General features: G+C 32.3%; 14 protein-coding genes and 1 riboswitch. Of the genes, 5 read left to right on the top strand and 9 right to left on the bottom strand.

Annotated elements, in window-relative coordinates; genetic code table 11:
* Positions 1–11: 11 nt before the first annotated feature.
* The 5 genes from THEXY_RS04555 to THEXY_RS04535 all read right to left on the bottom strand — a co-directional run bounded on the left by THEXY_RS04555 (position 12) and on the right by THEXY_RS04535 (position 6,675).
* Positions 12–704 carry an ABC transporter ATP-binding protein gene (locus THEXY_RS04555; protein ID WP_013787661.1) on the bottom strand — a complete coding sequence of 231 codons (693 nt, stop codon included), beginning with the start codon at positions 702–704 and terminating at the stop codon, positions 12–14.
* A gap of 2 nt (positions 705–706) precedes the next feature.
* Positions 707–2,476, bottom strand: a complete 1,770-nt coding sequence (locus tag THEXY_RS04550; RefSeq protein ID WP_013787660.1) for an efflux RND transporter periplasmic adaptor subunit — start codon at positions 2,474–2,476, stop codon at positions 707–709.
* A 260-nt stretch (positions 2,477–2,736) separates the two neighbouring features.
* Positions 2,737–3,834: a rod shape-determining protein RodA gene (gene rodA, locus THEXY_RS04545; protein ID WP_013787659.1), complete on the bottom strand. Its 1,098-nt coding sequence runs from the start codon at positions 3,832–3,834 to the stop codon at positions 2,737–2,739.
* A 50-nt stretch (positions 3,835–3,884) separates the two neighbouring features.
* Positions 3,885–5,015: a murein hydrolase activator EnvC family protein gene (locus THEXY_RS04540; protein ID WP_013787658.1), complete on the bottom strand. Its 1,131-nt coding sequence runs from the start codon at positions 5,013–5,015 to the stop codon at positions 3,885–3,887.
* 250 nt (positions 5,016–5,265) lie between these two features.
* Positions 5,266–6,675, bottom strand: a complete 1,410-nt coding sequence (locus tag THEXY_RS04535) for a PIG-L deacetylase family protein (RefSeq protein WP_013787657.1) — start codon at positions 6,673–6,675, stop codon at positions 5,266–5,268.
* Between the two features lie 156 nt (positions 6,676–6,831).
* Between THEXY_RS04535 and THEXY_RS04530 the strand changes: the two genes are divergently transcribed.
* Positions 6,832–7,983, top strand: a complete 1,152-nt coding sequence (locus THEXY_RS04530; RefSeq protein WP_013787656.1) for a YibE/F family protein — start codon at positions 6,832–6,834, stop codon at positions 7,981–7,983.
* Positions 7,984–8,068: 85 nt separating this feature from the next.
* Here THEXY_RS04530 and metE read toward each other — a convergent pair whose 3' ends face one another.
* Positions 8,069–10,366: a 5-methyltetrahydropteroyltriglutamate--homocysteine S-methyltransferase gene (gene metE, locus THEXY_RS04525; protein ID WP_013787655.1), complete on the bottom strand. Its 2,298-nt coding sequence runs from the start codon at positions 10,364–10,366 to the stop codon at positions 8,069–8,071.
* A gap of 35 nt (positions 10,367–10,401) precedes the next feature.
* Positions 10,402–10,585: riboswitch (cobalamin riboswitch) on the bottom strand.
* 338 nt (positions 10,586–10,923) lie between these two features.
* On the opposite strand from metE, the gene ytaF reads away from it, so the two are divergent.
* Both ytaF and THEXY_RS04515 read left to right on the top strand, forming a co-directional pair.
* A complete protein-coding gene (ytaF, locus tag THEXY_RS04520; protein WP_013787654.1) occupies positions 10,924–11,523 on the top strand; it encodes a sporulation membrane protein YtaF in 600 nt (199 codons plus the stop codon).
* 156 nt (positions 11,524–11,679) lie between these two features.
* Positions 11,680–12,621, top strand: coding sequence for a polysaccharide deacetylase family protein (locus THEXY_RS04515; RefSeq protein ID WP_230197641.1), 942 nt, complete (start codon positions 11,680–11,682; stop codon positions 12,619–12,621).
* Between the two features lie 170 nt (positions 12,622–12,791).
* Here the strand turns inward: THEXY_RS04515 and THEXY_RS04510 are convergent, their stop codons facing one another.
* The 3 genes from THEXY_RS04510 to THEXY_RS04500 form a co-directional block, all read right to left on the bottom strand.
* The gene (locus tag THEXY_RS04510) at positions 12,792–14,801 is read right to left on the bottom strand and encodes a GGDEF domain-containing response regulator (RefSeq protein WP_041592207.1); all 2,010 of its coding nucleotides are present in this window, start codon (positions 14,799–14,801) and stop codon (positions 12,792–12,794) included.
* A 127-nt stretch (positions 14,802–14,928) separates the two neighbouring features.
* The gene (locus THEXY_RS04505; protein WP_013787651.1) at positions 14,929–15,510 is read right to left on the bottom strand and encodes a response regulator; all 582 of its coding nucleotides are present in this window, start codon (positions 15,508–15,510) and stop codon (positions 14,929–14,931) included.
* A 5-nt stretch (positions 15,511–15,515) separates the two neighbouring features.
* Positions 15,516–17,348, bottom strand: coding sequence for an ATP-binding protein (locus THEXY_RS04500; protein ID WP_013787650.1), 1,833 nt, complete (start codon positions 17,346–17,348; stop codon positions 15,516–15,518).
* A 379-nt stretch (positions 17,349–17,727) separates the two neighbouring features.
* Here THEXY_RS04500 and kdpA point away from each other — a divergent pair, with 379 nt between their 5' ends.
* Together kdpA and kdpB are read left to right on the top strand one after the other, a co-directional pair.
* Complete coding sequence (kdpA, locus tag THEXY_RS04495) at positions 17,728–19,434, top strand: potassium-transporting ATPase subunit KdpA (RefSeq protein ID WP_013787649.1); 1,707 nt, start codon at positions 17,728–17,730, stop codon at positions 19,432–19,434.
* 16 nt (positions 19,435–19,450) lie between these two features.
* A complete protein-coding gene (gene kdpB / locus THEXY_RS04490; protein WP_013787648.1) occupies positions 19,451–21,487 on the top strand; it encodes a potassium-transporting ATPase subunit KdpB in 2,037 nt (678 codons plus the stop codon).
* Positions 21,488–21,513: the final 26 nt, after the last annotated feature.

Here is a 21,513-nt window from a genome sequence, read left to right as displayed (position 1 = left end):
CGCACTTCCTTTTATTCATATATTTTGCCGTCCATTATTTTTACAGTCCTTTTTGCTTGGTTTGCTACGTTTATGTCGTGGGTTATGAGTATTATGGTGTTGCCTCTTTCGTTTAATTCTTTTATTATCTTCATGACTTCTTTTCCACTTTGGGAGTCTAAATTTCCTGTCGGTTCGTCTGCCAGTATAAGATGCGGATTGTTAGCTAAAGCTCTTGCTATTGCTACTCTCTGCTGCTGTCCTCCTGATAGCTCTGTAGGTTTATGGTGTATTCTTTTTTCCAGACCTACCATGGTAAGGAGCTCTACTGCTCTATTGTACCTTTCTTTTGCAGGTATGCCTTTGTATATCATTGGAAGTTCTACATTTTCTAATGCTGTAAGTTTTTGAAGTAGATTGAAACTTTGGAATATAAATCCTATTTCACTGGATCTTAGTTCAGCCAGTTTGTTTTCATTTAACTTGCTTGTGTCGTTTCCGTTTAGGTAGTATTCTCCTTCTGTCATTACGTCTAAACACCCTATTATATTCATCAATGTGGATTTTCCTGAGCCTGATGGTCCTACTATTGACACAAATTCTCCTTCGTCTACGGTTAAGTTTATATTGTCCAAAGCTTTTACTTCGTTGTCTCCCATCTTGTATATCTTGGATAGGTTTCTCATGGTTATGACATTTTTGCTTAATTTGCCGTTATTCTCCATAGCTAATTTCTACCCCTATTCCCACCAGATTGTTGTCTCACTGTAAAACCGGCTCCTCCTGCTCCACCGCCAAAGCTTCTACTGCCAAAATTGCCGCCACCACCAAATCCGCCAAAACCACTGTAATTGCTACTGCCATTTGATGAAGTTGCTGCAGCACCAAATATCAATACTTTATCGCCTTCGTTTAATCCACTTACTATCTCTATATATTTATCGTTGTAAAGACCTGTTTGAACTTGTCTTATATTTCTTCTTCTGCTACTATTATTCGAATTATTTTCATTATATAATATCACGTATTTGTTATTTCCATTAGTCTGAACTGCTTCAATTGGCAATAGAAGCGCATTGTCCTTCTCTGCCACGATTATCGAAGCATTCATTGTTTGTCCTAACTTCAACTTATCTGTATACGGCAATGATACAGTCACATCATAAGAAGCCACATTATTTTGTATAGTTGGAATAGACGATATTTCCGTAACCGTTCCATCAAAAGTTTCTCCAGGTAAATCGTCTGTTGTCAAAGTAACTTTTTGCCCAACTTTAATCTTGCTAATATCGGTTTCGTCTATAGGTACATCTACAGAATAATTACTGTCATTGATTATCACGGCCGTTTCCGCTTGGCTTGTCAGCGATGATAAACTGCTTACAGCAACATTGCCACTGCTGTTGGAGCTACTACTGTTGTTATTGCTTGAACTTGTGCTGCTACTTGCAGATGCACTGTAAGAATTTGAACCAAGCTCATCTCCTTCATTTATATTTTGTGAAATGATGACACCATCAATAGGTGCATATATGCTTAAATTATTTAGCTGACTCTGCAGATTACTGTAATTGTTTTGAGCCTGCTGCAGATTCAACTGATCTCTTTTTATTGCCGTATCATCTACATTAGTTGTCAATGTTGCTAATATCGTACCAGCATTTATTTTTTGTCCTTGCTTTACATTGACGCTTGCTACAGTTCCTTGTATTTGTGATGAAACTATATTAGTTGTTTTGACGCTAAGTGTGCCATCTTGAATCGCTCTTTCATCACCAGCACTTGTATGTACTGTAACTTGCACTTTACTTCCATCTGTCAATGCACCTGGGTTTGGCAATGTTACTGTTACATAGTAATACGGTGCACCATTGACAGGTATGGCTTGCGTTGAAACATCTGTCACAGTACCAGTTACTGTTGCAAAAGAGTCATATAAATATATATCTGCGCTTTGTCCAACCTTTATGTCGTTTATCTGGGAACCATTAAAGGGCACTCTCACAGTCGCATTGGAATAATCAGCAATTGTAGCTATAGTTGTTCCGGGATTGACGTTTTGCCCTGTTGAAACATTTACACTATCAACAATTCCTGAATATGGCGATACAATATTCTGATTTGACACAGTATTATTATATGTTTTAGTATCATTATCAAGCTGCTGTTGAGCAAGCTGTACACTTATAAGAGCATTTTGTACCTGCTGATTTAAATTGTCGTCTTCTATTTGATAAAGTAACTCACCAGCTTTTACCTTATCGCCAACTTTGTGATAAACTTTTGCCACTGTACCATTGCCTTTTAACGTTATCACCCTTTTATCAACATCAAGATTTCCTGAACCGTCTATATGCATAACTATATTTCCTCTTGTTACTGTGGCGTATGGAGCTCCTGATGTTTTCTGAGTGTTTTTTACCTTTGCAAAATAATAAGCTGTGCTGCCAACAATAAGGACTAAAGCAACAATGATGGCAATGTATTTCTTTTTCATCCTATCCTTCCTTTCCGGTAAAAAATATTAATCAGTACTTAACTATTAATTATACACGTTAGTTTTAAAAAATTGTTGAATAATTTGTTAACTTTTTGTAAGAAAATAATATTAAAAAGCAAAATGCAGCCCACAAAAATTTGGGCTGCTATTATTAATAAGGGAGGTCAAGGAGAGGCTTTAACTTTCGAATATAATTATATAGTCTATTTGTGAAAAAATTATGAACAATGTGTAAAAATTTATTTAAAATAATTTATTCAAAAGTTAATTTTATTTTTTCTCATGCCAATATTTATCAACAATCCTATTGACATCATGTTAACAATCAGCGAAGTTCCTCCATAGCTAACAAATGGTAAAGGTATCCCTGCTATCGGCATTATGCCTAATGCCATCCCAATATTTTCAAAGACATGAAACGCAAACATTGATAGTATTCCAATCGAAATTAGTCTTCCAAACTTATCCTTAGCATTGTATGCGATCTTCCAAGCTCTATATAGCAACAAGCTATATAGTAAAATCAAAGTTGCTGAACCAATAAATCCTAATTCTTCGCTTAACGCTGAAAAAATAAAATCTGTTTGTGACTCTGGTAAAAAAAACAATTGTGTCTCTGTTCCATGAAATAATCCCTCACCCCAAAACATACCTGATCCAACAGATATAATCGACTGTATAACATGATATCCAGCACCTAAAGGATCAAGGTTTGGATTTATAAATGATAAAAGCCTTTTCCGCTGATATGGTTTTAATAGCTTATACACTATTGGCATAACTGCTATACTAGAGCCAATTAATTCTGAAAACACTCTTAACCTTATTCCTGATATAAAAATCATACCTATAAAAATCACAATAAATACCAGCGCCGATCCAAGGCTATGTTGCAATATAACAATGATTGAAGGTATAATTACCAAAATAAGCGGATAAATCAATTCTTTAAAATTTGTAATTTCATCTTTATCTTTTAAATAACTGGCCAACGTAATTATTAAAAAAACTTTTGATATTTCGACAGGTTCTAAAGATATTGGACCAATTACAATCCACGTCTTAGCACCATTGATCTCTTTGCCTATCAAAAAAACAGAAACTAATAATAAAATGTTTAATATATAAAGCTGTAAAGAATAATTCGATAATAAGTTGTAGTCAAAAAGTGTGATTACCAAAAGAGCAATAACACCTATTACTATTGAAACTGACTGGGTTATGGTCTGTTTTAAAGAGCCTGTTGCCGCAACATGAGATGCGCTTGTAATTACAATTACTCCTATAATCGATATTAGAATAGCTAATGTAAATAAAACAAAATCAAAATTTTTTATAAGTTTTCTATCAAGCATGATAAATCTCCTCAGTTACCTAAAACATTTGTTTTTTTACAATCAGTATTTCATTTCAAGTATAACAACGGATTAACTGGAATACCATTAACGTAAACACCAAAATGACAATGAGGACCCGTAGCCCATCCTGTATGCCCGGAATACGCAATAATCTCTCCTTTTGACACTCGTTGACCAACGACAACAAGCAATTTTTCATTATGGGCATAAAGTGTAGATATTCCATTTCCATTATTAATTATTACTACATTGCCATAACCTTCCATTAAACCTGAATAACTGACAATTCCGTCTGCAGCAGCACGAATTGGTGTTCCATCAGGAACTCCAATATCTATTCCTGGATGAAAATCATTTGGCTTCCCAGTATATGGATTTATACCTCTATAGCCAAATGGAGAAGTTATTGGACCGATACAAGGCCAAGCTAACTTACCATTTGAATTTGCATTTATTTTTCCATCTAAAGATTTTTCCTGCTCACTTCTTATTATATTCTCTATTTGTTGTGATTCTCTCTCAAGTTCTTTTTCCCGCTCTTGTATATATTGGCTTTGCTTATCCAAACTTCTCATTATTCCCTCTCGAGATACTAATGCATACTGTAAATCTCTATTTCTATCTTGCAAAAAATTTTCCTGTTTTTTTATTGTTTGCTGTAAAGAAACCATCTGATTTTCTTTCTGTTTAATTACTAAAGTTTGTTTATGATAGTCAATAAGCAAATTATTATCAAAACTTAGAAGGCTTTTTATCAATTCTAATCTGTTCAAAAAATCATCTATATTTTTCGAATTAAACAATATATCTAAATAACCTACTTGTCCACATGTATAAATTGCATGTACTTGTTCTTTCAATAACTCTTTTTGCTTATTTTCGGTATCTTTTGCATTATTAAGTTCTGCTTGTATAGAATTTAATTTTAAATTCAAATCATAAAGACTTAATTCTGTGCTGTTTAATTGTTTTTGAGTATCACTAATTTTTTTATCTAAATCTTGTAATTCATTTGAAACTTCCTTTTTTTGACCGTTTATTTGAGATTGTTCTGTTTTATACTCATTCAAAGATTTTTGAATATTGTTTAATTGACTTTGCTGATCAGCCATAGGAAATGTAACAATCTGCATCACTTCTACTATAATTAATAAAAATACAATCTTCCTAAGCGACAAATTACTTCTCCTCCATAAAAACTTTAATTTAATCATAACCATAAAAGTATCATTTCTTAGTGTAATGTTTTAATATTTAATTCTGTATATTTTGACATTATTTATATTTATTCTACATTTTCGCTTAAATTCCTTCTTTTCTGACAAAAAGAAAAGTACATAATCTGCTTTTCAAAGTTTTTATGTATAACTATGGCTTAATAAGTATTAGATCACTTATTAAGCCATAGTTTAATGGTATATGCTTTTGCTAAAATTTGTACAAATTCCAAGGAATCTTATCGATAAATCTTCCTTTGTATATTGAGTCAGAGCCCATGAATATATAGCGCAAGTCCTGTTTTTGTGGGATATTCAATTTTATCCACAATATATTTTTGTCTATTATTGGTCTTGATGCTATAGACTTAAGAAGTGAATTATTGGCTTTTCTGTACTGATAAAGCTTGTCATTTACTAATCCTAAATCGATCCTCTTTATGCTGTTATTGTAAAACAACCTCATTTCGATGTTGTATTTTACATCTTTTGATATAGGTGATAGTGTTTGAACACCTATATACAAGTGGTTGTCGTAGTAGAAGGAAGCAAGCTTTGTAAGATCAGCGCTTTTATAGATTTCTTGTTCGAGAATTCCACCTGCTGGTATGCTTAAAAGCGAGAAAGGCATGTTTTTGTCGTATAAGTTTGGCTTCGTTTCAACTTCTGGAATCGTAATGACAGGCTTTGTTCCGAAAAGCTCATTTTTCCTTACAAATGCCATTAAAAATGGCTCCATCACTTTTATCTGGGATGTATACTGCTTAATGGCTTCTTCCTTTTTAGCTTCTTCTTGCTTCGAAAGAGGAATACTTTGCCATACAGTGTTGCTGTCTTTCATGTCTGTTGGTGGTAAAAGAGAGTCATTTGGCATCAATAACCATGGAACAGGCCATTGTGGATGGTGAACTAAAAACATGTGCTCTCTTACGTTTAGATTAAGTGCGATTATTGCGTATCTTGTGAAGTTGCTTACAGCCCAGTGATCGGGATGTACGTCATCTGCTAAAGGATAGTAAATATCTGTAGGCTTAAATGACTTTATAATGTCTTGCAGCTCATTTTCTAAATTTTCACCTGTATATGCAACACCAGGTTTGTACACATCTTTATATGGAGAATATGCTACATTTGTTCCACCGCTAATCCTGGGCTTTCCGTTATCCCAAAAATCGCTCCACAAAAATCTTGTACTGCCATCAGCAAAACCTAAAAATATTACATCATCTTTTGGAAGGCCAAGTACAGACATTGCAGCTAAACTTTCACTGTGCCTTTGAAGTCCAAGTTTATAATAGTCTGCTGGTGTTGGATTGATGTCACCTGTAAAGACTTGAGCAGCTTTTTTGTAACTTTCACCATCTGTTACAATTACTACTTTTATAGGTCTTTTCAATTCGATAGCTTTTTGTATGACACCTGCCATTCCCAACGATTCATCATCAGGGTGTGGTACGACAACAAGTATTCTTTGTCCCGGATCGTCGTTATTGGGAACAGGCTTTTTTTCTGTGAGATTGGCAAAAGTAGTTTTTAAATTCATGACGGATGCGATAATAATGGCACTGATTAGCGTAAAAGTTATAAATATATACTTCCATTTGAATAGTTTCTTGTTCAATTTTAATTCCCCCTCGTATTTGTGTCATAATTGTGGCAAATTTATAATAAAATATTATCATGAATATATGTACAAATTGTTAATAAGATGTAAACAAATTATAAAAATTCATGATTTCAATACAATAAATTGTTTTTGATTTAGAAGGTGAATAAATTGCTTAATATAATGAGAAATTTTGCAAATTTAATAATGACTGTAATTTTCTACATAATCATTATAACTACTATATTATTTATTGCATTTGTAATATTAAAAGTTTCTTCAAATAATAGAAATAATTCCAACACTACGAATGCTGGAGAAATATATGGAAAAATTATAAAAATAAGTTCTAAAGTTGAAAATAATAATTCTCAATATTGTAATGTGGATATAGAACTTTTATCAGGAAAATACAAAGGTAAAATAATAACAGTTCCTAACCTTGTTGCGGGATTTACAAGCACTTCACAATACAATAATCAGGAGTATGCAAAAATTGGAGATGAAGTTATTGTATATTTAAATCTTGATTCTAATGGAAACATAAAAAGTGCATATATTTATGAAATTGTGAGAGATAAATATTTATTCAAGTTGTCTTTGGTTTTTATAATTTTGTTAATTCTTTTAGGTGGCATAAAAGGTTTAAAGTCAATCATTACATTATTTTTAACTGGATATACAATAATTAAAATTCTCATACCTTTAATACTATATGGTTACAATTCAATTATAGTAACTTCTATAATTTGTATTATACTGGTAATAATAAATTTACTTGTAATAAGTGGATATAACAGAAAAACATTATCTGCTATTATTGGTACTTCAAGTGGAGTGTTAGTAGCCGGTGCAATAGTTATTTTTCTAAATTCCATGATAAGAGTTAATGGCTTTACAGATGAAGAGATACAATCAATGATTAATATAACTCAAAACAACAACATTAATCTAACAGGAATTTATTTTGCAAGTGTTATTATGGGTGCTTTGGGTGCAGTAATGGATGTAAGTATGTCAATAGCTTCAGCTATATTTGAAATAAAAGAGGCAAGACATAAAATAACTGCAATAGAATTAATAAAATCTGGTTTAAATGTAGGAAAAGACATAATGGGAACTATGGCTAACACTTTAATCCTTGCTTATGTTGGTGGCTCAATGTATATAATAATTATGATTATGCCATACATAAATTCAATTTCAACTGTTCTTAACCAAGATATTATTGCAGCAGAAATATTAAAAACATTAGCTGGAAGCATAGGATTAATGATTGCTATTCCTATTACAATTCTTGCATCAACATTCTTAATTTTATAATAGTAGCTATTGAAGAGTATTCAAGTAACTGCTATCATAAAAAGTTACTTGCAAAAAACAGGTTTAAAAAAAACTAAAAGCTATCCTAAAAAGGATAGCTCTTTACCCTCATTCGGATCGATTTAGCAGCATTAACCATATTGATAAGGCTCAATTTTGCTTCTTCATCTTCTCTTGTTTTTAAACCACAATCCGGGTTTATCCATAATTTGTTTATATCCAATTTTCTAATCATAATTTCAATCAATTCTTCCAGCTCTCTTTGCGATGGAACTCGTGGTGAATGAATATCATATATCCCTGGTCCTACCTCTGGTTTAAAATTATTTTCCTTAAATAAGTCTAATATTGAAAAATCTGAACGTGCCGCCTCAATAGAAATCACATCTACATCCATAGATTCAATTTCTTTTATAATATCTGAAAACTCACTATAACACATGTGTGTGTGAATTTGAGTTTCAGTTTTTACTTTTGCATGAGTTAAACGAAATGCACGAATAGCCCAAAATAAATAGTCGTTCCACTCCTTTTTTCTCAAAGGTAATTTCTCTCTTAAAGCTGCTTCATCAATTTGTATAATTCTAATTCCTGCCGCTTCTAAGTCTAACACCTCATCTCTAATAGCTAAAGCAATTTGATATGCTATTTCTCTTAATTCTAAATCTTCTCTCGGAAATGACCAATTTAAAATAGTAATTGGCCCAGTTAAAATTCCTTTTACAATTTTATCAGTTTGTTTTTGAGCAAACTTAATCCATTTGACTGTCATCGGTTCCTTTCGTTTTACATCTCCAAATATTATTGGAGGTTTTACACATCTTGTTCCATATGATTGTACCCACCCATTTTGTGTAAACAAAAATCCTTCTAATAATTGTCCGAAATACTCAACCATGTCGTTTCGTTCATATTCTCCATGAACAAGCACGTCAAGCCCTATTTTTTCTTGAAAATCAATTATTTCTTTTATTTTTTTCTGCAATTGTTGCTCATATTCAGTCTCCGTTATTTCTCCTTTCCTCCATAGCTGACGAATTCTTCTCACCTCAGATGTTTGAGGAAAAGAACCTATAGTAGTCGTTGGCAAAATAGGAAGCTTAAATTTTTCCTTTTGGACTAAAATGCGATTTTCAAATTTATCTTTTCGAATAAAATCTTCTTCATTTAAATTTTTAACATTTGAACGAATCTCAGCATCAAAACTTAATGAATCTGTTATTTTCCTCTTCAAAACCTGTTGATTAAATATATAAAGGTCATTCTTCTCAAAGTCATAATCAATACATAAACTCTTTAAATCCTTAAGTTCTTCCAGTTTTTCTTCTGCAAATGCCAAAAATTCTTTTATATTTTCTTCAATACTTTCTTCATTAAGAAGCGTATACGGAACATGCAGAAGTGAACAAGATGTACTGAGCCATATATTTTCCGGCATAACAAATTGTTCTAATATTCTTATCAATTCCATGCTTTTTTTATAATCATTTCGCCATATATTTTTCCCATTTACAATACCTGCTGATAAAATTTTATTGGAGGGGAAACCAGATCTTTTTATTAAATCAACATTTTTTATTCCTTCTACTAAATCTAAACCTAATCCATCAAAATCCAATTCTATCAACGTTTCATAAATATCTCTTACATCTCCAAAATACGTCTGAATTAATATTTTTGTATTTCTTTTTTTGGCCAATAACTTCTTGTAAGCTATTTTAAATAAATTAATGTCTTCTTGCGTTAAATCTGTTACCAATATAGGTTCATCTATTTGAATCCATTCAGTTCCTAATTCCTCAAATTTTTTTAAAATTTCTATATATGTATTTGTTAATTCAAATAAAATTTCTTCAAAAGTTCTCTTAGTGTTAAATCTTGCTAACTTTAAAAATGTAAACATACCTATTATAATAGGTCTTGTATTTATTCCCAATTCCTTTGCTTCTCTATATAAATCAAAAGGTTTTGTATCATTTAAAAAAAATTCAGTATCATCGTCTATTTCAGGAACTATATAATGATAATTTGTATTAAACCATTTTTTCATAGGTAAAGCTTTTACATCTTCTTCAATATCTTGATATCCTCTAGCCATAGCAAAATATGTATCAATAGGTAAAAGATCTAACTGCTTATACCTTTTAGGAATAACATTTAAAAGAAATGCCATATCCAACATGTTATCATAAAATGAAAAATCATTAGATGGAATATAGTCTATACCTTTTTCTTTTTGTACCAACCAATATTTTTTTCTCAATTGCTTAGATTCTGCAAAAAGTTTACTTAAACCAATTTCGCCTTTAAAATACTTTTCTACCACTTTCTTCAATTCGCGGTTTACTCCAATGCGTGGATAACCTACTATTGTTGTTTTCATTATTTTTCCTCCTTATCTTCATTCCCAAAGATTTGGTTTTATTTACACATAAGGCAGGTCTCCTGACTTATCTTCATCCTACTTGTTTCCCTTCCTATCATTTAGATAGTGGTATACGAAACGTTCGTCCAAAATACAGTAGTGGGTGCTGTTCAAGATTCTCACTTGATTCCCTATTATCTTCTTTTTTAAAGAAGCACCTTATATGCGAATTATCTCTTTCCATATCCTTATTGAAGATATGAATGACAACTATTTTAAAAACATTTATGTTTATTTTACTATTATGAAAATAATATGTCAAGAACGAATTTTCAAAATACAAAAACAGAAGATAAGTTATTTAATTGAACTAACTTATTTCTCTTTTTCTAACTCATTCTTTCAAAAAAATAGTGAAGTTTTATTTCTACATTTCATTGCTATTTCACACGATTTTTGACCTAAAAAAATTTTATTTAAGTCACAAATAGCAAAACTTTTTGATAAGCTTCACGTAACATAATTCTCAAATGAAGAATATAATATAAAGACATATTAAAATAGGGGGTTTTACTATGCATGTTATATCAAGTTTATTATTCTCAATATCAGCAAATATCGATAACTTTACTGTAGCCATAGCATATGGGATTAAAAAAATAAGAATTGGGATATTAAGTAATATTCTAATCGCTTTAGTATCTGGTATTGGTACATTTCTATCAATGTCTATAGGATTACTTATAAATAGATTTTTACCCACAAACATATCAAATATTGTTGGCAGTCTTATACTTATTATGTTAGGACTATGGTTTATTTTAGACTATTACAAGAAACGAAAAACAGATACTTTTAACTTTAAAAATAATTACGAAATCCTGATTAATTCAAAAATCACAGACATGGATAATTCAAAATATATAGATATGAAAGAATCTATTATCCTTGCTTTTGGTTTAACAATAAACAATTTAGGTTTGGGAATTGGAGCAAGCATTACAGGACTTAACATATATTTTACTACATTATTAACAATTATTTTCAGTTTATTATCCATTCTTTTAGGTTTTATGCTTGGCAATACTTACTTAGCCAAAATATTTGGCAATTATGCACCATTGGTCTCTGGAATTTTAATTGTCTTTTTAGGTATATACGAAATTTTTATTTAAATCGTTAAATTTTTATGATATGTAAAAAATCTCCCACCTATAAAAGATGGGCTATTTATTAAACATCTATCGAATATTTCTAAAAATTGATTTTTAGAGTAATTTGGTTTATGCTATAAGAGTAATCTTTTGTTTAGTATATCGGAGTGATAAATGATGACATTAATTAAGTCAAAAAAATCAGCTATCTTACTTTTTCTTATATTAGTAATAATAGGATTTACTTTTTTTTATGGCAAAAGCCTATTTTTCAAACATAATTCTGCAAACAATGTCAAATCTGTTAAAATTGTATCTAAGATAAAAGCTAAAAAAGCAAGCAAAAGTTATAATGAGCCTATAACAACTGCTGTTACTTCTACAGAGTATCCGATTAAAAGTAGTACAAGTAAAATTACATCTATAATATCATCAAACGCAATATCTGATAATGAAATATTATCGCTGGTAGACAGAAGCAACAGAAATGAACTATTTGAAAGCCCAATGCCTCTTAATACCCCTATATTCAGCAGTAACAAAAAAGCCAACAAATTACTGGCACTTACATTTGATGATGGACCTTCAAAAGAGTTTACTAAAAAATATGTAGATGTTTTAAAAAGCTTAAATGTTAAATCCACTTTTTTTATTGTAGGGAAAATGGCCGAAAAAAATCCTAATTTGCTTACGTATATTGCAGAAAATGGCAATGAAATAGGTATTCATTCATACAGTCACAAATATATGCCTTTAATGACACCTGAGCAGATGATTGACGAGCTTTATAAGACGCAGGCAATTGTCGTCAACACAACGGGAGTAAAACCCGATTTATTTAGGCCTCCATATGGAGCATTCAATAATACTCTCGTGAAAATATCAAATGCATTGGGACTTCATGTTGTGCTTTGGACTGTTGATCCAGATGATTGGAAAAGGCCCGGAATACCAAATATAATTAATACAATTGTATCAAAATCATCTTCTGGCTCAGTCATTCTTATGCATGAGGGTAATTCAGAAACATTAGCAGCATTGCCACAGATAATTGTAAAACTCAGATCTAAAGGATATTCTTTTGTGACAGTATCTGAACTTATGAAAGCTTATCAATAGTCAATAGTATTAGCTACTTCATGTTCCGCCTCATTCTGGACACCACATAGTGGTTCACACTGTCAAGCCCACAGCGGACTTTCACCGCCAAGTTATCGCACATGCCGGTCGCACATTAAAAAGAGAAAGCAGGTTAACCAATTAAACCAACTTTCTCTTCTGTTTCTATCTTACCCAACACACACGCAGTTTCGTCCATTATTTTTCGCTTCATAAAGCATATTATCTAATCTTAATAGAACTGTATCAATATTATCATTTTCTTTAAAGTCAGTCGCTCCAAAGCTTGCTGTAACATTACCAACACCATCAAATTTTGCAGTGCTGATCTTAAACCTCAGTTCTTCTGCTATATCTGAAGCATTATTTAAAGAAGTCTCAGGTAAAAAGATAATAAATTCTTCCCCACCCCATCTGGCAAAACAATCAGTTTTGCGTATTCTTTCTTTTACAATTTCAACAACTCTTTTTAGTACCATATCACCTGCTGCATGCCCAAAATAATCATTGACATTTTTAAAATGATCCAAGTCAAACATGATAAGCGAAAAAGGCTTTTTATTCCTTTTCGTCATTTCTACTTCTTTTTCAAGTATATCCATAAAGAAACGTCTATTGTATATACCTGTAAGGGGATCAGTGACTGATCTTAAATAAAGCAATTCTTCAAATTTTTTTCGCTCGCTAATATCGCGTATTATTCCTATTGCATGCCATGATCCATTAATTTTAACAACAGAAAGCGAAAGCTCAACATCTATCTCATGACCTTTTTTATGTACAGTTTTCATTTCAACTGTTTTCCCAACGATGCTTCCTTCACCGCTATGGCGAAATTTTTCAATCGCCTTTTTGTAGGAACTATACAACTGTTCATCTAATATCATAAATGTATGCAACTCTTTACCTAATATTTCATCTTTTGAATAGCCGAGTATTCTTTCTGCCGCCGGATTCCAAAAAGTAACCTTGCCATACCCATCAATCATTATAATAGCATCACCGGCATAAGCAGTTATAGTATTTAAAATTTCATTTTTCTCCATAAGATCATTTTCAATTTTCCTTTGCTCCGTCAAGTCAGCTACAAATGCCACAAAGACTTTTTCGCCATCATACTCCATAAGCTCTATATGAATTCCCACTGGGTATAATGAACCATCTTTTCTTCGATGCATTGTTTCAATATTTAATTGCATCTGCTTACCATTTAAAAGTGGCTTTAAAAACTCTTTAAAGCTTTGCAGCGTAAATTCTATCTTGATATCAAGAGGAGTCATTTTTTTAAGTTCTTCCTCTGAATAACCCAAATTCTTCCTTGCTCCACGATTTACGAAAATAAATTTTAAAGTCTCAGCATCAAATATATAAATTTCATTTAGAGAATCTTCAAAAAGCTTTCTGTAAAATTCAAGTTTTCTTTTGATTTCCCATTCTTCAGTGATATCAAATACTATTAAATGAATTAATTTCTTATCTTGATAATCTATAATTGTTGAATACACATTTACTATTTTTTCACTTCCATTAACTCCATTTTGTATGCATACACATGGGTTGCACCCTCTTTTAAGCATCTCCCAGCAGCTTTCATATCCATCTACACCAAAAAAATCTGCAACTTCCCTAATATCCATGTTTTGCACAATATCTTTAGGATATCTGCAAAATTCACAAGCAGCTTTATTCGCATAAACTATATGTCCTGATTCAGCATCAACCAATATCATAGCTACATCATGGTTTTCAAACATACTATGAAACATTTCTTCTCTGCTTTTTATCTCATGCCTGGCCTCATACAAGTTAAAAGCCATCTCAATTTGAGAAATAATGACACTTTCATCGACACCTTTTAAAATGTAACCATACGCCGAAACAGATTTTATTTTTTCCATTATTTCTCTATTGGCATTAGCAGTCAAAAATATAATTGGAATGTCTTTATGCTTACCAATTATTTTTGCAGCGTCTATGCCATCAAGCTTTCCGCTAAGCTCAATATCCATCAAAATCAAATCTGGACTTTTTTCATTGCTTATTATTTTTTCAATAGCCTTTTCCCCAGAAAATACTATTTCAGTCTTGTATCCATATCTTTCTAAAATATCTGCCGCTATTTGTGCGTTAAGTTTACTGTCCTCTACAATTAGGATCTCCTTTTGGAAAATAGTATCCATCATCAAGTACCCCCAACCATCTAGTCTATAAATATATCATTTAATGAAAATTTTCCTTAATGATATTATACACTATTTAACCAAAAGCACAATAATTTGACATAAGACGACTTTATAATTTCACACTTTAGCCTTCATTAAAAATTTTATATGCTTTCAAAAATTTGTGAGACATCTCTTTATCACCTAAGCCATCATATATCTTATAGTACAAAAGGTAAAATCTCGGATCGTCTGGATTAACCTTAGATTTTTTAAGCATATCCAGTGCTTCAATGAAATTATCATCATCAATTAATTTTTCTATTTCGTTTATTAAATTATTTGTATCATTTTCTTTTGTTTTTTCATGTTCAGCAATCATTTTTTCTAAAACAGATTTAACTCTTTTTACAGTAAATGGTTTTTGTATATATTCTACAGCACCTAATTTTGTACACTCGATCGCATTTTTTATCGTAGCAAATGCCGTTATTATTATTACAGGCGTTGTTATCCCACAAGACCTTATCTTTCTTAAAACTTCGGTGCCACTTAAAAGCGGCATTTTAATATCTATAAACGCAAGCTCTACATCTCCATTTTTCAATATTTCAAGCGCTTCTTCACCATCTTTAGCCGTTATAACATTATATCCTTCGGATTCAAGGCAAGTAGTAAGAAGCATTCTAATATTCTTAGTATCATCTGCAACTAAAACTTTCTTCATAAAATTTACCCTCTTTCATCGCATATAGGAAGTGTAAACATGAAATTGCTTCCTATGTCTATATCGCTTTCACACCATACTTTTCCACCGTGAGCCTCTACAATCTCTTTTACGACAGCAAGTCCCAATCCTGTACCTTTAATCTCAAATTCATCGTCATTTTGTACGTGAAAAAACTTGTCAAAAATTTTATCTTTGTATTCTTTCGGTATACCTGCACCAGTATCTTTAACAGAAATCTGCATGAAGTCGCCATCAACCGACGCACTAATTGTAATATCATCACCTGCATCAGTGTACTTCAAGGCATTAGTTATAAGATTGTTTAAGACCCACGTTATTTTCTCTGGATCGGCATATACACCTGGCATATCTTCGTCAATTGTATTAGTAAGATTTACGCCTTTTTCATTTGCAATATTATATAATGGCTTTACAGTATTTTGAGCTATTCCAAATATAGAACAACATTTAAAGTTGTACATCTCTTTTCCAGATTCAATCTTAGTAAGTTCGATTAGTTCATTAACCAATTCAGTAAGCTTTTCACTTTCTTCTTCGATTGCCACAAGTGTGCTTCTTTGTTTATCATTAATAACACCTATTTTTTCTTCTAAAATCATACTTGTACCCATCATTATGGATGTCAATGGTGTTTTAAACTCATGTGAAATTATCGATATGAAATCGTCTTTTGCTTGGTCCAACTCCTTAAACTCAGTAATGTTGTGAAAAACCAACAGTATATCTGATATTTCAGATTTATAATTTTTTATTGGGGTGATTGTAACATCATAATATTTATCACCGTATTTAACCTGCTCAACCTTGTTAATATTAAATTTTGAATCAACAATTGCATTTATTTGCTCAAAAAGCTTCTCATCTTTAACAGACAGAAGAAAATGCTTATCAATCGCATTTTTTTCTTCGATTCCAAATAACTCTTCCGCCGCACCATTTAATAATATTATTTTATAATCTGAATTAAGCACTAACAAAGGGTCATTTATACTTTTTACTATAGACAATGTCTTGTTGCGCTCATCAATTATCTTGCCTAATTGACTTTCTTCATATTGCTTAAGTCTTCTTATCATGTTATTAAATTCTACTGCTAATTTACCCAATTCATCATCCGTCTTAATTGATATAACTTGATCAAGTTCCCCTTCTTTTACTTCCCTTATAGATTTTATCAAATATTCCATTGGCTTTAAAAATCTATTGGTAAATATTAAAGAGATTATGAATCCGAAAATAGCTGCTAAAAGTGTAACTAACAAAATTGTGTACATTGAATTTTTTGCATCCAACGTCGCATTAGTCTTTTTCTTAAACATAGCATCTTCGTTTAATTTGGCAAGGGAATTTAAGAGATCTTTTATATGTTCATAGTTAGGCTTTATCTTCATATTATAATAGTTCAACATGCCAACTTTATCATCTGGTGGCATCCCTTGCAAATATGAAACGCTTGTCGTAAAATTCACATACGCACTTTTTATCTCATCAACATAATTGCCTTCATTTTTTTCTGTTATATTGTTTGCTTCTACATTATACCAATTGTAAAACACCGAATTGTCTTGATTAAATTGCTTTATGGCGGTTTGCTTGTCCTCATATATAAATGTCAGTATCGCATTGTTTTGATTTTCTAATTCCTCATTCATCAAATTAACAGCTTTTATGCTTTTATAGTTATCAATCATTAAACCATCTATAGTTTTGCTCAAATAATACATATTGATGCCAGATATCATTCCGACTACCAATACCAGTACGACAAGCACCAAATACACAATTGATATCTTGCCTTTTAACGTCTTAATCATTAAATACACCTACCTAAATATATTTCACCATTTAATAGTAAAGTATAATTTTCAGAAAATATAAAGTCAATAAAGGATTCTTAAGAAAAAACGTGAAAAAATGTGATAATTATGCGTATTAGTGAGATAATTTAATATAAAGGGATTTGATAATATGGATAATTTTTTAATGAAAATTTAATGAAACTTTTGTTTTATTTTCCCGTGTATTATAATTTACTCATGCCTAAAAGCATTGATTATTTTATTTTTTAAGGAGGAGTTTGCAGTGAATATTGAATTTACTTTAGGTGGCATAATATCACTTGTAATACTTTTTTATTTGGTTTACATGCTATTAAAAGCTGATGAATTATGATAAGTGTCAGGGAGGATTAGTATGATATATGATATTTTACAAATGGTAATATTTATATGTCTTTTAGTGATAATTACAATTCCACTTGGTTCGTATATAGCAAAGGTGTTTACGAATCAGCATACATTTTTTGATTTTGTAGCAAAACCAATCGAAAAATTTGTCTACAAAATTACAGGTATAGATGAAAGCCACGAAATGAATTGGAAAGAGTATGCTTTGTCATTACTTACATTTAATCTCTTAGGCATAATCTTTCTCTTTATTATACTTGTATCACAAGGCAAATTGCCATTAAATCCACAAAAATTACCTGGAGTTTCATCATGGCATCTTGCTTTAAATACAGCAGTAAGCTTTGTGACAAACACAAACTGGCAAGCATATAGTGGTGAAACAACCGTAAGTTACTTAACTCAAATGTTAGGGTTTACAGTTCAGAACTTTTTATCTGCTGCTACTGGACTTTCTGTCGCGATTGCTTTAATTAGAGGCATAATGCGACATTCCACGAAAGATATAGGCAATTTTTGGGTGGATATCACAAAATCAATAATATGGATTTTTTTGCCTCTTTCATTAATTCTTTCTTTAATCCTTACACAACAGGGAGTAATACAAAACTTTAGTAGCTATATTAAAGTACATACATTAGAAGGTCTAAAGCAAGTCATAGCAATGGGTCCTGTGGCTTCTCAGGAAGCAATTAAAATGTTGGGAACAAACGGCGGAGGCTTTTTTGGAGCAAATTCTGCACATCCTTTTGAAAACCCAACGCCACTTACAAACATGTTAGAAATGCTTGCAATACTTGCTATACCAGCTTCATTGCCATATACATTTGGCAAAATGGTAAAAAACACAAGACAAGGATGGGCTATCTTTAGTGCCATGCTTATTTTATTTGTCATCATGTTGGGTACAACATATTATTCAGAAAAAACCGGCAATCCAATCATAAACCACATAAATATAACTGGTCCATCTGCTATGGAAGGAAAAGAAGTCAGATTTGGAATAGCTGGTTCTTCACTATTCTCAACAGTCACAACAGCCGCATCTTGTGGCGCCGTAAATTCTTCTTTAGACAGTATGACTCCTTTAGGTGGACTAATACCAATGCTTCAAATAATGCTTGGAGAAGTCATATTTGGAGGTGTTGGCTCCGGGCTTTATTCAATGCTAATAGATGCTTTTTTAGCAGTTTTTATCGTAGGTCTTATGGTGGGGCGAACCCCTGAATACATCGGCAAAAAAATAGAATCATACGAGATGAAGATGTCAATATTGGCCATCATAATACCAGCTTCCACAATACTTATAGGAAGTGCTATTGCATCGGTTACAAAAGCTGGCACAAGTGTCCTACTAAATCATGGTCCACATGGTTTAAGTGAGATATTGTACGCTTTTGCTTCGACAGCAGGAAATAATGGAAGTGCTTTTGCCGGACTTAACTCTAACACACTTTTTTACAATTTAATCACCTCAATCGCAATGATTATTGGTAGGTTTGGCGTCATCATACCAGCACTGGCCATTGCAGGAAGCTTGGCAAATAAAAAGATTGTTCCTGCCAGTGTAGGAACATTTCCTACTGATAACGCATTATTTTCAGTGCTTTTAGTGGGAATAGTGCTGATAATTGGTGCTTTAACATTTTTCCCAGCTCTTTCTTTAGGCCCAATAATCGAACAATTGCTGATGAATGCTGGAAGATTGTTCTAACCATGGAGGTATTAATATGAGCAAAAAAGAATCTACGCGAATGAATATAAATAGTAAAGAACTCATTAAAAATGCTTTTAAAAAATTAAATCCTGCAACACTTTTCAGAAATCCTGTAATGTTCATTGTTGAGATAGGTTCAATATTAACGACTATAATAACGATCATGGACTTTATAGGTAAAAGTGCTGAAAGAAATTTCGACTTGCAAATCTCAATTTGGCTGTGGTTTACCATCTTGTTTGCAAATTTTGCAGAGTCTTTAGCTGAAGGCAGAGGTAAGGCTCAAGCTGATGCACTTCGGAAAACAAGAAAAGATATAAAAGCAAAAAAATTAGTAGGTGATAAAACTGAGGTAGTGTTGGGTTCCACTCTTAAAAAAGGTGACATTGTCTTAGTTGAAGCTGGTGATATAATACCAGGCGATGGAGAAGTAATTGAAGGTGTAGCATCTGTAGACGAAAGTGCAATTACTGGTGAATCTGCACCTGTCATAAGAGAATCTGGCGGTGACAGAAGCTCTGTAACTGCTGGTACAAAAGTTCTATCAGACTGGATAAAAGTAAAAATTTCTTCAGATCCAGGTGAATCATTTCTTGATAAAATGATAAGCCTTGTAGAAGGTGCAAAAAGACAAAAGACGCCAAATGAGATTGCATTGACAATCATGCTTATAGGACTCACTATAATACTGCTTTTAGCCACAGTTACAATTGAGCCTTATGCGATTTATTCAGGAACAAAAATATCAATTCCAACACTTATTGCATTGCTGGTTTGCCTCATACCAACTACAATAGGAGGACTACTAAGTGCAATTGGCATAGCAGGCATGGACAGGCTCATAAAAAAGAATATATTGGCCATGTCTGGTCGCGCCGTTGAAGCCGCAGGTGACGTAGATGTGCTTTTACTGGATAAAACTGGTACAATCACATTTGGCAATAGAATGGCTACAGAATTTATTCCTGCTCCAGGTGTGACAGAAAATGAATTGGCAATGGCTGCTCAAATGTCCTCTTTATCTGATGAGACACCGGAAGGCAGAAGCATTGTAGTTTTAGCAAAAGACAAATACGGTATAAGAGAGCACAATTTAAAAGAATTAAATGTGGAATTCATACCTTTTACAGCCAAGACTCGTATGAGCGGAATAAATATAAACAACAATAAAGAGATACGAAAAGGTGCTATCGATGCAATAGAAAATTATGTGAAAGAAAAAGGCGGTAATATGCCTGAAGAAGTTTTAAACGCAGTTAAAATGATTGCACAAAATGGCGGTACTCCTTTGGTAGTAGCAGAAAATGAAAGGGTGTTAGGTGTAATACACCTAAAAGACATAGTTAAAGGTGGCATTAAAGAACGCTTTGCTGATTTACGTAGAATGGGAATAAAAACCGTAATGATAACAGGCGATAATCCAATGACGGCAAAGGCTATCGCAGATGAAGCAGGAGTGGATGAATTTGTTGCAGAGGCAAAACCTGAAACAAAGCTTAGCCTTATAAAGGAATATCAAGCAAATGGGCATTTAGTTGCAATGACAGGTGACGGCACAAATGACGCTCCTGCACTTGCCCAAGCAGACGTTGGTGTCGCTATGAATTCAGGAACACAGGCCGCCAAAGAAGCAGGAAACATGGTAGACTTAGATTCAAGCCCTACAAAATTAATAGCAGTCGTTGAAATCGGCAAACAGTTGCTTATGACACGTGGTGCATTGACTACGTTCAGCATCGCAAATGATGTAGCAAAGTATTTTGCCATAATACCTGCTATGTTTTCGGCTACATATCCTCAATTAGGTGTATTAAACATTATGCATTTAAAAACACCTGAAAGCGCTGTTTTATCGGCTATAATCTTTAATGCACTTATTATAATTGCACTTATTCCATTGGCATTAAAAGGTGTAAAATATAGACCGCTGGGCGCTGCTGCAATCTTTAAGCGAAACATGCTTATATATGGCTTAGGTGGGCTTATAGTACCGTTTGTAGGTATAAAAATAATAGACATGATCATCACTTTCTTAGGATTGGTTCACTAATCAAGTGTATTATACCGAAAGGAGAT

The organism is Thermoanaerobacterium xylanolyticum LX-11, assembly GCF_000189775.2.
Classification (GTDB): domain Bacteria; phylum Bacillota; class Thermoanaerobacteria; order Thermoanaerobacterales; family Thermoanaerobacteraceae; genus Thermoanaerobacterium; species Thermoanaerobacterium thermosulfurigenes.
This window is presented reverse-complemented; position numbering and strand designations above follow the sequence as displayed.